14 protein-coding genes are annotated in these 13,984 nt (G+C 64.7%); 11 read left to right on the plus strand and 3 right to left on the minus strand.

Annotation, left to right across the window (positions count from 1 at the left end; genetic code table 11):
* Positions 1 to 8: 8 nt before the first annotated feature.
* The 6 genes from F0185_RS15440 (at position 9) to F0185_RS15465 (ending at position 5,365) form a co-directional block, all read left to right on the plus strand.
* Positions 9 to 719 carry a response regulator gene (locus F0185_RS15440; RefSeq protein ID WP_166891901.1) on the plus strand — a complete coding sequence of 237 codons (711 nt, stop codon included), beginning with the start codon at positions 9 to 11 and terminating at the stop codon, positions 717 to 719.
* Positions 712 to 2,184 carry an ATP-binding protein gene (locus tag F0185_RS15445; RefSeq protein ID WP_167225795.1) on the plus strand — a complete coding sequence of 491 codons (1,473 nt, stop codon included), beginning with the start codon at positions 712 to 714 and terminating at the stop codon, positions 2,182 to 2,184. Before F0185_RS15440 ends, F0185_RS15445 begins: the two co-directional genes overlap by 8 nt.
* Before the next feature lie 40 nt (positions 2,185 to 2,224).
* The gene (locus tag F0185_RS15450; RefSeq protein ID WP_167225797.1) at positions 2,225 to 3,376 is read left to right on the plus strand and encodes a class I SAM-dependent methyltransferase; all 1,152 of its coding nucleotides are present in this window, start codon (positions 2,225 to 2,227) and stop codon (positions 3,374 to 3,376) included.
* A 118-nt stretch (positions 3,377 to 3,494) separates the two neighbouring features.
* Positions 3,495 to 4,484, plus strand: a complete 990-nt coding sequence (locus F0185_RS15455) for a J domain-containing protein (RefSeq protein ID WP_167225799.1) — start codon at positions 3,495 to 3,497, stop codon at positions 4,482 to 4,484.
* Between the two features lie 49 nt (positions 4,485 to 4,533).
* A complete protein-coding gene (locus F0185_RS15460; protein WP_167225801.1) occupies positions 4,534 to 4,926 on the plus strand; it encodes a lysozyme inhibitor LprI family protein in 393 nt (130 codons plus the stop codon).
* A gap of 70 nt (positions 4,927 to 4,996) precedes the next feature.
* On the plus strand, positions 4,997 to 5,365 hold the full coding sequence (locus F0185_RS15465) for a hypothetical protein (RefSeq protein ID WP_223164515.1): 369 nt from the start codon (positions 4,997 to 4,999) through the stop codon (positions 5,363 to 5,365).
* Positions 5,366 to 5,568: 203 nt separating this feature from the next.
* On the opposite strand, the gene F0185_RS15470 is transcribed toward F0185_RS15465, so the two are convergent.
* Positions 5,569 to 6,174, minus strand: coding sequence for a ParC-related protein (locus F0185_RS15470; RefSeq protein WP_223164516.1), 606 nt, complete (start codon positions 6,172 to 6,174; stop codon positions 5,569 to 5,571).
* A gap of 163 nt (positions 6,175 to 6,337) precedes the next feature.
* Between F0185_RS15470 and F0185_RS15475 the strand changes: the two genes are divergently transcribed.
* Complete coding sequence (locus F0185_RS15475; RefSeq protein ID WP_167225803.1) at positions 6,338 to 6,835, plus strand: HAD family hydrolase; 498 nt, start codon at positions 6,338 to 6,340, stop codon at positions 6,833 to 6,835.
* Here F0185_RS15475 and F0185_RS15480 read toward each other — a convergent pair.
* A complete protein-coding gene (locus F0185_RS15480) occupies positions 6,827 to 7,210 on the minus strand; it encodes a lysozyme inhibitor LprI family protein (RefSeq protein WP_167225805.1) in 384 nt (127 codons plus the stop codon). The genes F0185_RS15475 and F0185_RS15480 overlap by 9 nt on opposite strands.
* Before the next feature lie 122 nt (positions 7,211 to 7,332).
* Between F0185_RS15480 and F0185_RS15485 the strand changes: the two genes are divergently transcribed.
* Positions 7,333 to 7,917, plus strand: a complete 585-nt coding sequence (locus F0185_RS15485) for a hypothetical protein (protein WP_167225807.1) — start codon at positions 7,333 to 7,335, stop codon at positions 7,915 to 7,917.
* A 19-nt stretch (positions 7,918 to 7,936) separates the two neighbouring features.
* Here the strand turns inward: F0185_RS15485 and F0185_RS15490 are convergent, their stop codons facing one another.
* A complete protein-coding gene (locus tag F0185_RS15490) occupies positions 7,937 to 8,443 on the minus strand; it encodes a chemotaxis protein CheW (protein ID WP_166891866.1) in 507 nt (168 codons plus the stop codon).
* Positions 8,444 to 8,723: 280 nt separating this feature from the next.
* Here F0185_RS15490 and F0185_RS15495 point away from each other — a divergent pair, with 280 nt between their 5' ends.
* The 3 genes from F0185_RS15495 to F0185_RS15505 all read left to right on the plus strand — a co-directional run bounded on the left by F0185_RS15495 (position 8,724) and on the right by F0185_RS15505 (position 13,862).
* Positions 8,724 to 10,316: a DUF3369 domain-containing protein gene (locus tag F0185_RS15495; RefSeq protein WP_167225809.1), complete on the plus strand. Its 1,593-nt coding sequence runs from the start codon at positions 8,724 to 8,726 to the stop codon at positions 10,314 to 10,316.
* Positions 10,317 to 10,641: 325 nt separating this feature from the next.
* Positions 10,642 to 12,282 (plus strand): response regulator, encoded by a 1,641-nt coding sequence (locus F0185_RS15500; protein WP_167225811.1) that lies wholly within the window; start codon positions 10,642 to 10,644, stop codon positions 12,280 to 12,282.
* Positions 12,283 to 12,305: 23 nt separating this feature from the next.
* Complete coding sequence (locus tag F0185_RS15505) at positions 12,306 to 13,862, plus strand: HDOD domain-containing protein (protein ID WP_167225813.1); 1,557 nt, start codon at positions 12,306 to 12,308, stop codon at positions 13,860 to 13,862.
* Positions 13,863 to 13,984: the final 122 nt, after the last annotated feature.

Genomic DNA, 13,984 nt, shown 5'->3' on the forward strand with positions numbered 1-13,984 from the left:
GACTTACAATGCGAAACATCCTTATCGTCGACGATGACCAGAAGATCAGGACACTGCTCAAGACCTACCTGGAAAAGAATCAGTACTCGGTCACCCTGGCCCACAACGGCGCGTCCTTTTTTACCGAATTTAACCGCAGCGTGGACACCCTGTCGCTGGTGATTCTCGACGTCATGCTGCCCGACACCGACGGCTTCGCCCTGTGCCAGGCGATCCGGCGGCGCTCGAACGTGCCGATCATCATGCTCACCGCCAGTTCCGACGAAGCCGACCGCGTGGTCGGGCTCGAACTCGGGGCCGACGACTATATTTCCAAGCCGCACAGCCCGCGTGAATTGCTGGCGCGCATCAAGGCGATCCACCGCCGCACCGGCATGGAAGCGGCCGCGCCGCCGCGCTACCACCGCTTCGGCGGCTTTACCATCGACAATGTCGAGCGCAGTGCGGTCGACCACAACGGCACGCTGGTGCCGCTGTCGGGGCTGGACTTTCAGTTGCTCAAGTATTTCATCGACCACGCCGGCGAAATCCTCGACCGCAGCGTGCTGTGCGAAGCGACGCGCGGGCGCGACGCCGGGCCGTTCGACCGCTTCCTGGATGTCCAGATCAGCCGCCTGCGCCTGCGCTTCAACGATTGCGGCAAGCAACCCTGGCTGATCAAGACCGTGCGCGGGGCCGGCTACGTGTTCGCCGCCAGCGTCTCGAGCAGCCATGAATAAGCGCCCCCGCGGCTGGGAGCGCTGCCTGCCGCAATCCTTGCTCGGACGGCTGACCTTGCTGATGGTGGCCGGCGTCATGCTGACCCAGCTGGCCGGCAACTACATCTGGGCCAGCCAGCGCCGTGCCGAGTCGCAGGTCGAAGTGGCCAACGCCGCCCAGCAGCTCGGCCACAGCGCCGCCAGCGCGGTGCGCTTTTTCGTCAGCCTGCCGCCGAATTACCGCCCGCTGATCATCCAGCAATTCGGCGAGATGGGCGGCACGCGCTTTTTCGTGAACCTGAACCGCGCGCCGGTGGCGGCCGAAAGCATCGGCCCGCAGCCGCTGGCCGACATCGCGCTGGCCAATGTGCAATCGACCCTGCACGCCGACCTGCCCAACCACCGCAATGTGCGCGTGGCCTTCGTGTGGCCCGAACAGCTGGTGGTGGGCGACGACGGCACGCGCCTGTCGGCCCTGCCCGAAAACCGGGTGCGCCAGATCATGCTGGCCAAGCCGGCCCCGGTGCTGCTGATGCAGGTCGAAATGGAACCTGGCCACTGGCTGTACCTGGCCACCCTGATGCCAAGTCCGTATTTTCTCGAGAGCGGTAAGCTCTTCACGCGCGATCATTTGCTGCTGCACGCGCTGTCCCTGCTGGCGGTGGTGATGCTGTCGATCCCCGTGGTGCGCTGGACCACGCGCCCGCTCGCGGCCTTGTCCGAGGCGGCCACCGCCTTCGGCAACGGCGAGCGCATGCCGGCCCTGCCGGAAACCGGCAGCCGCGAATTCGTCAATACCGCGCGCGCGTTCGGCGCCATGCGCGAGCGCATCGGCCGCTATATCGACGACCGCGAGCGCCTGTTCGTGTCCATCTCGCACGACCTGCGCACGCCCATCATGCGCCTGAAACTGCGCGCCGAACTGCTCGACGACGACACCCTGCGCGCCGAATTCCACGAAGATATCGACGAACTGGAAATGATGGTCAAGGGCGCGCTGCAGTGCGTGAAAGACAGCGACATCCACGAAACCCCGACCGAAATCCGGCTCGACACCTTTTTGGCGCGCATGGTGCGCGGCGCCCAGCTGGCCGGGCACGAAGTCTCGTTCGACCCGGTCGGGCTGTCGGTGACGGCCAAGCCGCTCGCGCTCAAGCGCGCCATCGGCAACCTGCTGGAAAACGCGCTGCATTACGGCGAGCGGGCCCAGATCGCGGTGCGCGCGGTCGGTTCGAGCATCCGCATCGCCGTGCGCGACCACGGCCCCGGCGTGCCGGAAGACGCGCTGGCGCAGTTGTTCGAACCGTATGTGCGCCTCGAACACGGGCGCAAGCAAAACAGCAGTGGCATGGGGCTGGGACTGGGCATCGCGCGCGGCATCGCCCAGGCCCACGGCGGCCAGCTGCTGCTGCAAAACGCCGAAGGCGGCGGCTTTTGCGCCACCCTGGTGCTGCCCAACGGGTCGACCTCGGTGGACGCCGACTGACGCAATTGTTGATCGGGGCCGTTGTCGCTACAATGCCCGCATGACCCTACCTGTCCCCGATAGCGACGCGCTGGCTGCGTCCCACGCCCTGCAAAACATGATCGCCGCCGAGATCGCGCGCCACCACGGCGCGCTTTCCTTCACCCGCTTCATGGAGCTGTCGCTGTACGCGCCCGGCCTGGGTTACTACACCGGCGGCGCCTCCAAGCTCGGCGCGGCCGGCGACTTTGTCACCGCGCCCGAAATCAGTTCCCTGTTCGGGGCCGCGCTGGCGCGGGTGGCCGCGCCCATCATGGCGCAGAGCGCGCCGGCCATTCTGGAATTCGGCGCCGGCACCGGCAAGCTGGCGCGCGACGTGCTTACCGCGCTGGCGGCCGATGGCGTGCACGTGGACAGCTACGCGATCATGGAACTGTCGGGCGAACTGCGCGCGCGCCAGCAGGAAGCGTTACAAGACTTTCCGCAGGTGCGCTGGCTCGATGATTTTCCGGCCTCGTTCGACGGCGTGGTGCTGGCCAACGAAGTGCTCGACGCCATGCCGGTGGCGCTGGTGCGCAAGGATGCCGGCCACTGGCGCGAGCTGATGGTGACGGTGGAAGAGGGCGAATTCGCCTGGACTGCGCGCGCGCCGGGGGACGAACTGGCCGCCCACATCGCGCGCCAGATTCCCGATGCCGACCTGCTGCCCGACGGTTACCTGACCGAAGTGCATCCCATCGCCTGCGGCTTCATGGCTTCGCTGGCGCGCATGTTCGGCAAGGGCAAGGGCGCCGCCATCCTGCTCGACTATGGCTTTCCGGCGCACGAATACTATCTCGACCAGCGCATGGGCGGCACCCTGATGTGCCACTACCGCCACCATGCCCATCCGGAGCCGTTCTACCTGCCCGGCTTGCAGGACATCACCGCCCACGTCGATTTTACCGCCATGGCGCTGGCCGCCCAGGATGCCGGGCTCGAGGTGCTGGCCTACATGAACCAGGCCTCCTTCCTGCTCGGCGCCGGCATTGGCGAGTTGCTGCTGCAGCGGCACGACCCATCCGACCTGCTGGGCTATCTGCCGCAGTCCGGCGCCCTGCAAAAACTCGTTTCCCCGGCGGAAATGGGCGAATTGTTCAAGGTGCTGGTGGTTGGCAACGGAGTGGCCCTGCCGGACGCGCTGGTGCGGGCCGATCGCAGCCATCGTCTGTAGACTATCTGGCAACTTGCGCTAAAGCTACAATATGGACTTCGTGTTACGCCGGGCGGGCTTGCCGGCGTGACGACATCGGCTATCATGGACGACCGCCCGCTACTCCGACCCGACGACAATGGCCAAGATTCACACACATTATGACAACCTGAAGGTAGCGCGCCTGGCGCCGCAGGAAGTCATTCGTGCCGCCTACAAGGCCTTGAGCCAGAAGTACCATCCCGACAAGAACCCCGGCGACGACAAGGCCGCGCGCATCATGGCGATCCTCAACAGCGCCTACGGCACCTTGTCGGACCCGGTGCGGCGCAAGGAGCACGACGAGTGGATCGCGGCCGAGGAATGGGAAATCGAATGGCTTGAAAGCACCCGCGAGGACGGGCGCGACAAGTCGCGCGCCGAGGCGGGGTCCGGTTGGGATGGGGCGCCGGTCGAGGTGCTGGCGCCCTATCGGGCCGTGCGCGACCCGCGCTGGTGGTTCGGGCTGATGCTGTGTTTCGGCCTCGGTTGCGCGGCCGGCGCGTTTTTCCTGGGGCAGGAGCGGGTGATGCCGGAGGCGCTGGCGTCGGCCATGGGCACGCAGCGGGCGGCGTCGTCGGCTTCCGCCTCGGCGCCGGCGCGGGTCGAGGCGCCGCCTGACGCGCGCGCCGACAGCTGGGCCGTGGCCAAGCCGCACGTGGCCGACGCCAGCGCCCGTTCGCCCGACATCCGCGCGCTGGGCGTGACCGAGCTGGTGGTGCCGGCGCGGGTGGCCGACTGCGAAACCGAACTGCATTCGCTGATCGCGCCCAACGGCGAGCCGTGGCCGGTGCAGTCGGGCTATGTGGACGGTTTCCCGGTTGGCAACCAGGGAGCGGAGACGCAGATCCGCATCGACAACACGCGCAACGGCTCGCCGGTGCTGGTCAAGGTATTCGACCTGGACCGGCGTTCGAACGTGCGCCATGTGTACGTGCTGGCGCGCGACAGCTTCCTGGTCGAGCGCCTGGCGGCGGGCAAATACGAGGTGCGCTACCAGAATGTGGACGTGGGCGGCAGCCAGGAAGAATGCGTCGGGCGGCGCAAGCAGGCGGCATCGCCGCCGCCGCCTCCTGCGGAACCGGCTTAAGCCCGGATTTTTTCATCCCGGGTGCGCCCGGACTTACCGGATTTCCCCCATGACTTTATTGCGTTCGATTCTCCTGCTGGCGCTGGCCGCCGGCGCCATGCCCGCAGTCGCCCAGGATGGCGCGGGCAGCAAGCAGTACCGGCGCTGCATGGACAAGGCCGTCAGCAACCCGGCGATCATGGAATGCATCGCCGTGCAATACGACACGGAGGACAAGCGCCTCAATGTCGCGTATCGGGCGCTGATGGCGCGCCAGCAGGGCGAGCGCAAGAAGCAGCTTCAGGAAGCCCAGCGGCTGTGGCTGAAATACGTCGAGGCGAACTGCATGTTTTATCACGATCCCGACGGCGGCACGGCGGCGGTCCTGTTGGCCGAAGAGTGTTCGATGAGCGCCCGCGCTGCACGCGCGACCGAGCTCGAGGAGCTGGCCGGGGGGCGCTGAGCGGCGTCGCCATGGCAACGCTTGCCGATTTTCATTTCCATACACAGCAACACGCTCACGCCGCACGGCCATGAAACAGATCACCGAAGCGCGCCAGCTGGTCGACCAGGCCTGGCAGCGCCTGGAACACTGGGAGCGCGACATGGACGCCGCGCAGGCACTGCTGGAGCACGCGCGCGCCAGCCATCCGCACGATGCGCATGTGCTGACCTGCCTGGGGGCAGTGCTGTGCGACCGCGCGTTGTACCGCGAGGCCGAAGCCGTGCTGCGCGCGGCGCTGGCGCAGGGGTCGCTTGATCGCCATACCACCTTCAACCTGGCGGTGGCGGTGTTCAACACCGGCACCCGCAGGCAGGCGCTGGCGCTGTTCGGCGCTGCCGCGAAGATGCCGCCTTCGGCCCTCACCTGGGCCGCATATTTCGATCCGCATGGAACCTGAAGCGCGCAACATCTGATCTGCCAGCATCTTGCTGCGCATGGACTGATCAATTACTCTGCCCTATGAACGCATTCGTAGTGCAATGCGCGCAGCTCGGTCATTTTTTCCGCATTTGCCGGGCTGTCCCTGGCGATAAACTGGCCGATTTTGATCAAATCGTTGATAGCCTGTTTTTTTCAGCGGACGACATGCATGGACTTCCCTTATGAGCGCTTCATTGCCGCGCGAATCTGGCGCATCGCCTCGTCATGCGGAACGCTGGGGCTGGTATCGTCGATTGCTTCCTGCACCTCTGCCTTCAGCCATTCGGCGTAGGCGGCAACGGAATGCGCGTCCGGTATCGCGGAAGGGCGGTCAGGACCCCCGGTGCGGGAAATAGTCGTTGGGCCGAAATTCCCGGCATCCACATCAAAACGCACAATCCCGATCTCCTTCAGATAGGCGGCAAGGGTGTCGAGCTTTGGAAAAATGCGAACCTGCCCGTTGCGATCCTCCGCAAGCGTCTGCTCAGACATGCCGTGCGTCACCAGTATGCTCCAGCCCTCCGCTTGCCCTACTACGCGTGCATTGCTCACCTGGCCAGCTTCGGCCAGGTTGGAAAGCGTTGTGTGGTCAATGACATCGGCCGTCATGATGTGCTCCCTGTGCGTGACTTCTACTCGACTAATTATCCGCAAATGGCATACGATTGCAAGCGCCACGAAGAATACTTGAGCAAGCAATTTTTTGCCGACATGTTGGTGATTTTCACGAGCACATATAATGCGACGGTAGCAGGGATCGAAAGCCTGATGTCCGCTCATTGCCATGCTTTTCGAATCTCCTTACGATGAACGAATTCCCCGAAGCGCATCAACTGGTAGACCCAGCCTGCCAGTGCCTGGCACATTGGGACCGCCACATTGCCACCGGCCCAGGCGCTGCCGCGAGGATGCAGCCATCCGCCACTACCCGGGCCACCTTTCGATCCGCATGGAACCTGAACCACGCCGCCTTCTGATATTCGACCTCGACGAAACGCTGGTGCACGCCAGCGAGTTTTCGCTCGCCCATCCCTGCGACTTCGAGGTGGGGACGTACCTGGTCTACCAGCGCCCGTTCGCGCGCGAATTGATCGAATTTGCCGCCGCCCGCTTCGACCTGGCGGTGTGGTCGTCGTCGAGCGCCGCTTACGTGGCGGCGGTGGTGGAGCGCCTGTTCGCCGGCGTGCCGCTGCGCTTCGCCTGGTCGGTGGAGCGCTGCGTGCAGCGGGTCGATGCGCGCAGCAACAGCTATGTCTACATCAAGGATTTGCGCAAGGCGCAGAAGTTCGGCTATACGCTCGAGCGCATGACCATCATCGACGATAGTCCGGAGAAGATCGCCAGGCAGCCGCGCTGCCACTTGTCCGTGACGCCGTTTACAGGGGCGCGCGACGACGTGGCGCTGCCGGCCTTGCTGCAGCCCTTAAACGCGCTGCGCTTAGTGTGATACTTCCCGGATCATCTCGGCCAATTCTTTATTGCGCTGCTTGGTCATTTCGTACAAGCACGACGAGTGGACCAACGGCTGCATGGTGCCCCCTTCGTATCTGTCGGCTTCGTAATTGCATTGCAGGTCGCGAAATTTGATCCAGGCCAGTTGCACGGTTTTGATTTGGGCTTTTTCCTTCGCGTCCACCTTACCGGTCAGTTCCTTGTAGTTTTTATTCAGCAGAGCATCTTCGCGCCCGGCATCTTTGCCGGCGCACCTGTTCATGTCGCGTTGCGACATCGGGTCCTTGCAGTCGTCGGCCGCCGCTGCCGGATTGATCGCGCCGATGGCAGCAAGGAGGAACACGCAAAGGGTGTGCACTGGAAATTTCATGGTTTCTTTAAGAATTGGCTGAAAAGAAATCGTAGCACGTTCGCCATCGAAGCAGCCGCCGGGCAGGCAGGGTAGGATGCGTGGCTTGTGCCCAGTCGCGACACCTTGACGGAAAACTTTGTATGGAACTTGATACCGCATTAAAGAATTTTGCCAGCGCCTTCGCAGCCGGCGAGAATAATTCCGGAACCGTTCAATGGCGGCCGCCGCAGGCGGTAACCGAGCCGATCCCGCTTGGTGCGGTGCTGGGAGACTACTACGCCCGGATACTGTTGATCGACCGTCCCATGGTGGGAGGCACGCTTCGCCTGGATCTCTTTCCGCTCGACGTGCTCGAGTCCCGCCAGCATGGGTATCGATGGATCCGCTACAAAGGCGGCCCGGTGACTGAAAGCCCGCACTGGAACAAGCATTGGATCGTGATTGCCAACCTCGATAGCGACGCGATCGTGGTCGACAGCAGCACCCCCGCCGGTACGGTGTTCGGTACGATCGGTTCTTATCACTGCAAAATCGCCGACGACCTGGCCAGCTTTTTCCAGGCCATGGCCGAGGCGATGCTGGTTGAGGCGAACACCTATGACTACGAGGTGTACGACGATGATTGCAATCCGCTGCCGGTCTTCCTCGACGAGATGCGCGCCATCGCCCGCCGTGTGCTGGGGCCGGATGGCGAAGCCGGGTTCATGGAATTCTTTTTCGGCTGAGCGCGCCGGGGCTTGCGCATCAGCTCGCCAGCGACTCGATCAGCCCCATGTCGGCCGACGACATCAGCTTGTCGATATCGACCAGAATGAGCATGCGCGCGTCGATGGTGCCCAGCCCGATCAAATAGTCGGACCCGAAGGCGGTGCCCATTTCCGGCGCCGGCTTGACTTGCTCGGGGGTGAGGGTGGTGACGTCGCTGACGCTGTCGACCACCATGCCCATCACGCGCCCGGCGATATTGAGGATGATGACCACGGTGAACTGGTCGTACACCGGCGTGCCCAGGTTGAACTTGATGCGCATGTCGACCACGGGAATGATGATTCCGCGCAGGTTGATCACGCCCTTGATGAATTCGGGTGCGTTGGCAATCCGCGTCACCGCTTCATAGCCGCGGATTTCCTGTACCTTGAGGATGTCGATGCCGTATTCTTCCGAGCCGAGCGTGAACGCCAGGAACTCGTGGCCCGCGATATCCTTGCCGGATGGCCCGCCACCGGCTACAGTCGAAGAAGGAACTTGCATAAGTGATCCTTGTCAAAGCGGCGCCGCGGCGGACGCCTGTGCTTTCCAAGAGTAGCAGATGCGGCGCCAAATGACGAGCGGTGCTGTTGCCAGCTCGCAAAATATGAATGCGCTCGTGCTCGACTTCGACAAAACATTGTTTATAATTTGATTGGTAAAAAGCTGGCAGTGCCGATGTTACAGTTGCACTGTTTGCTTAAAGTTACGGTCGGGCAGGAACCAGCTGTTTTGATTCGCATCGCGTACGCCGCCCCGCAGACGGGGCCTTCATGGAGCCTGTATGACCGACCCTTCAGATGCATCGGACGATAACTGGCTGCTCGACGAAGACGACGAGTCCGGCGGCGACGCCAACACCGCCCCGATCGACCAGCGCCTGTGGCGCGTGCTGATCGTCGACGATGATGTCGATGTGCACGCGGTCACCCGGCTGGCGCTGCGCAATGTGGCGTTCAAGGGGCGCGAGCTCGAACTGTTTTCCGCCTACAGCGGGGCCGAGGGCTTCCGCATCCTGCGCGACACGCCCGACATCGCGCTGGTCTTGCTCGACGTGGTCATGGAAACCGATGACGCCGGCCTGATCCTGGCGCGCCGCATCCGCGAGGAACTGAACAACCAGCTCGTGCGCGTGGTGTTGCGCACCGGCCAGCCGGGCCAGGCGCCCGAGCAGCGCGTGATCATCGAATACGATATCAACGACTACAAGGCCAAGACCGAGCTGACCACGCAGAAGCTGTTTACCACCGTCATCTCGGCCCTGCGCGCCTACGAGAGCCTGATGATGCTCGAACGCAGCCGCATCGGTCTCGGCAAGATCCTGGCCGGCGCCACCAACCTGTACCAGATCCATTCCCTGCGCGAATTCGCCTCGGGCGTGTTGAACCAGGTCAGCGCGATCCTCGACGTGGGCGCCGACGGCGTGCTGTGCGTGATGTCGGCCGTCACCGGCGGGCCGACCGTGGTGGCCGCCACCGGCCACTACACGGCGCTGGCCGACAGCGAGGCGCTGCCGGCCGACCATCCCTTGATGCCGGCGATCGCCAAGGCCTTCCGCGAAAAGCAGAGCCAGTTCGAGCATCCGGCCAACGTGCTCTACATCCACACCCAGGAAGAGCGCCAGCTGTGCATTTCGGTCACGCCGCCGTGGCCGCTGGCGCCGATCCAGCGCGACCTGCTGGAAGTATTTTGCCAGCGCATCGCGGCCGCCTTCGACAATCTGTACATGTTCGGCCAATTGCGCCGCGCCCAGGAAGCGACCGTGGTGGCCCTGGCCGACCTGGCCGAATTCCGCGACCACGGCACCGGCGGCCATGTGCGGCGGGTCCAGGACTTGTCGTCGCGCATCGCGCAGCGCATGAAGCAGCGCGGCGTGGACGATCCGGGCCTGAGCCCGCAATTGCTGGAAATGATCGGCCTGGCCAGCATCCTGCACGACGTGGGCAAGGTCTCCACGCCCGACCAGGTGCTGCTCAAACCGGCCGCGCACACGCCCGAGGAGCGGCGCGTGATGCAAACCCACGCCCAGATCGGCCGTTCGATCCTGGAGCGCGCCGCCAGCATGGTCGACGGCGTGAGCTACCTGACCTACGGCGCCCAGATCGCCGGCGCCCATCACGAGCATTTTGACGGCGGCGGCTATCCCGAGGGCCTGAGCGGGCGCGACATTCCACTGTCGGCGCGCATCGTGGCCGTGGTCGACGTGTTCGACGCGCTGCTGCACCGGCGCCCGTACAAGGAACCGTGGCCGTATCCGGACGTGGTGACCTACATCGCCGAGCGCAGCGGAACCCAGTTCGATCCCGAGGTGGTGGCCGCCCTGCTCGAAATCATCGAAACCAGCCCGCCCATGCTGGTCGACATCGAGGACGATTGAGCCCGTCGCCACATCGCGGGGCGGGTGTCGTATTCCTGCATCGGCTTCGCCGTTCCGCACGGCGGAATTCAACTATTTCGTTCCCCTGCCGTAATATAGTAAAACCAGTGTGCCGACTTACTGAGAGCCTATGTCGGTAGCCCGGAGTCGCAGCTGGCGCGCCTGGCAGGCGGGGGCGGCGTTGCTCGTCGTTGCATGGCTAGCCATGCGGCCTCCTCGCGCCTTGCCCGCGCCCGCCATGCATCGCCCCCTGCTTCCCCCGGCCTACCGACATAGGCTCTTAGCGGACCCATGGACCGCCACAAGCTGATCGGAAAAACAAGAGATGAACGAACTCGAGGGATTGACCGCGTTGATTGTGGAGCCGCACGCGGGCATGCGCGCCAGCATTCACAACATGTTGACCCTGTGCGGCCTGAGCAAGATCGAGCATGCCGCCAGTTCCAACGCCGCCATCAAGCACCTGGGCCTGAAATCGTTCGACGTGGTGCTGTGCGAATACGACCTCGACGGCGGCCAGGATGGCCAGCAGTTGCTGGAAGACTTGCGCCACCATAAGCTGATGACCATGACGACCATGTTCATCATGGTCACCGCCGAAGGCAATTACAGCAAGGTGGTCAGCGCGGCCGAACTGGCGCCCACCGATTACATCCTCAAGCCGTTCACGGCCGACCTGTTGTTAGAGCGCATCGGGCGCGCGCTCGACAAGCGCAATGTGTTCATGCCCGTGTATCAATTGATGGAGGAGGGCAACCAGCGCGAAGCGATCGACGCCTGCGTCGGCGGCATGCGCCTGCACCCGCGCTACGCGGTCGATTTCCTGCGCCTGCGCGCCGAGCTGCACCTGTTCCTGGGCGAGCCGGAGCTGGCCGAACCGATCTACCAGCAACTGTTCGACGCCAAGGCCATCGCCTGGGCCAGGCTGGGCCTGGCCAAGACCCTGTTCCTGCGCGAGCGCTTCGACGAGGCCAGGGACATCCTGACCTCGCTGGTCGAGAGCAACAAGAAATTCGTCGACGCCTACGACTGGCTAGCGCGCACGCACGCGGCCATCGGCGAGCTGGACAAGTCGCAAGCGGTCCTCTCCGACGCGGTGGCGGTCTCGCCGCACGCGGTGCGGCGCCTGCGCAAGCTCGGGGAAGTGGCGCTCGAAACGGGCGACACCGACACCGCCGAAAAAGTGCTCAAGCAAGTGGTGAGCAAGGCCAAGTATTCGACCTTCCGCGATCCGGAAGACCACCTCAAGCTGGTGCAGACCCTGGTGAAGAAGGGCGACCCGGTGCAGGCGGCGGCCGTGATCCGCGACCTCGACAAGTCGATGGGAGGGCAAAAGAACACGGCCGTGTGCAGCGCCATTTCGTCGGCCATGGTGCATGAGTACACCGGCAACGATGTGCGCCTGGAAGAGTCGCTCAGCGCCGCGCTGACGGCGTGCCGCCTGACCAGCGGGCTCTCGCCCGAGGTCAAGATGGAGCTGGCGCGCAACTGTTTGCAAAACAATATGGAAGACGGCGCGGCCGAGGTCATGAGCGAGGTGATGCGCAACGCCGCCAACGGCGCCGTCATGGCCAAGGCGATGGCGGTGTTCGAGCATGCCGGGCGCACCGACCTGGCCCTGTCGGTGGCGCACGACAGCCGCCAGGCCGTGGTCGACCTGGTGGCGGCCGGCGCGGCCAAGGCCAACGAGGGCGACTACCGCGGCTCGGTCGAGCTGATGTTGGAAGCCGTCGGCAAGCTGCCCGACAACCCGCAAGTGGTCTTCAATGCCGCCGTCGCCGTGCTCAAGTGCCTGGAAAACGTCGGCTGGGACGCGCAGCTGGCCCAGGATGCGCTGGGGCTGATCGACAATGTGCGCCGGCTCGACCCGGTCAACCCCAAATTGCCGGCCCTGGCCGGCCTGCATCAGCAGATCCTGACCAAATACGACAAAGGCGCGCGCAGGAAAGCCGGCGCGCCCGCTTGATTGTCGCCTCACTTCGATTGCCCATGTCCAGCGTTTCTCCTCCTCCGGCTTCACCCGCTTATTCCGACGGCGACACGCGCCGCGTGCGCGCCTCCCTGATCCACAAGGTCTGCGGCGACGAAGACATGTTCGCCCTGGGCGCCTCGGTGGCGCGGGTGGTCGAGATGGCCTCGTCCGAGGACGAGGGCACGCACGACCTGGCCTATTACGTGCTGTCGGACGTGGCCCTGACCCAGCGCATCCTGCGCTTGTCCAACACGCCGACCTACCGCACCAAGTCCGGCACCACCGTCACCACGATTTCGCGCGCCATCTCGCTGCTCGGCTTCGATAATGTGCGCACCACCGCGCTGGCCATGCTGCTGGTGGACGCCTTGTCCAACAGCGCGCACGCCACCAGCGTGCGCATCGAGCTCGAAGCGGCCCTGTGCGCCAGCCTGGTGGGCCGCGAAATGGCGCGCCACAGCTTTTACCAGGGCGCCGAGGAAGCCTCGATCGGGGCCTTGTTCAAGAACCTGGGCCCGCTGCTGGTGGCTTCGCACGAGCACGACCGCTATCGCGAGATCAACGCCCTGGTCAAGGGCGGCACCCACAGCGTGGGCCAGGCCTCGCAGATGATCCTGGGATCGAGTTACGACGCGCTGTCGCAGGCGGTGATGGCGGAGTGGAAAATTCCGGACGTCATCGTCCGCTCGCTCAGTCCCTTGCAGGCGGGCGCGCAGAAGGTGGCGATCAACCGCGGCGAGTGGATGCGCCAGGTAGCGTCGTTCTCGATGGAGGTGTCGCGCCTGCTGGGGCGTTCGGCCAGTCCGTCCGAGAGCAAGGAGTTCCAGGCCTTGCAGCTGCGCTATGGCGTGGCGCTGAACCTGACCGCCGACCAGATGAAGGGCTTGTTCGAGACGGTCCAGAGCGAGATGACGGCGCTGCTGCGCAGCATGAACATGGAGCCGCAGCCGCGCGACGAGGAAACGCTCGACACCGGCGGCTTGCCGAATGTGCTGCTGCTGGCGACCATGGACGCGGGCGAGGACGGGGAGGGCAAGGCCCATCCGAGCGGCAAGCCGCACAATGCGCGCGAGTTGCTGCTGGCCGGGGTGCAGGATGTGACGCAGATGCGCGCCGGCGGCGACGCCAGGGTCAACGATGTCATCCTGGCGGTGCTGGAGACGGTGTACAGGAGCATGGGATTCCGTTTTGCCACGGTGTGCCTGAAAGACGCGCGCAGCGGGCAGTACCGGGCGCGGGTGGCGTTCGGGGAGGATCATGCGCGTTTGCAGGCGGGGTTTGCCTTTCCGATGGGCGCGGCGCGCGATTTGTTCCATCTGGCCATGGAGAATGATGCCGATTTGATGATCGCGGACGCCGCCAGCCCCAAGATCCGCGATTTGCTGCCGGCCTGGCACCGCGCCCTGCTGCCGGACGCCAGGAGCTTCATCGTGCTGCCGTTGGTGGTGAGTAAGGTGCAGGTGGGCTTGTTTTACGCCGACCGCGCCGTGGTGGCGCCGGAGGGCGTGCCGCCGGACGAGACGTCGCTGATCAAGGCCCTGAAAGGGCAGGTGCTGCTGGCGCTGGCGCCGTAGTGCCGTCGCTGCCGTAGCTACCGTTGGCAGGTGCCTCCGGCCGCGAACCCTAGAGTCGTGGCCCCCCCCCCCCCCGGGGGGCCCCCCCCCCCGCGAGCGGAGGGGCAAGGGGCCCACCCCCG

This window comes from Massilia rubra, from assembly GCF_011682065.1.
Classification (GTDB): domain Bacteria; phylum Pseudomonadota; class Gammaproteobacteria; order Burkholderiales; family Burkholderiaceae_D; genus Telluria_A; species Telluria_A rubra.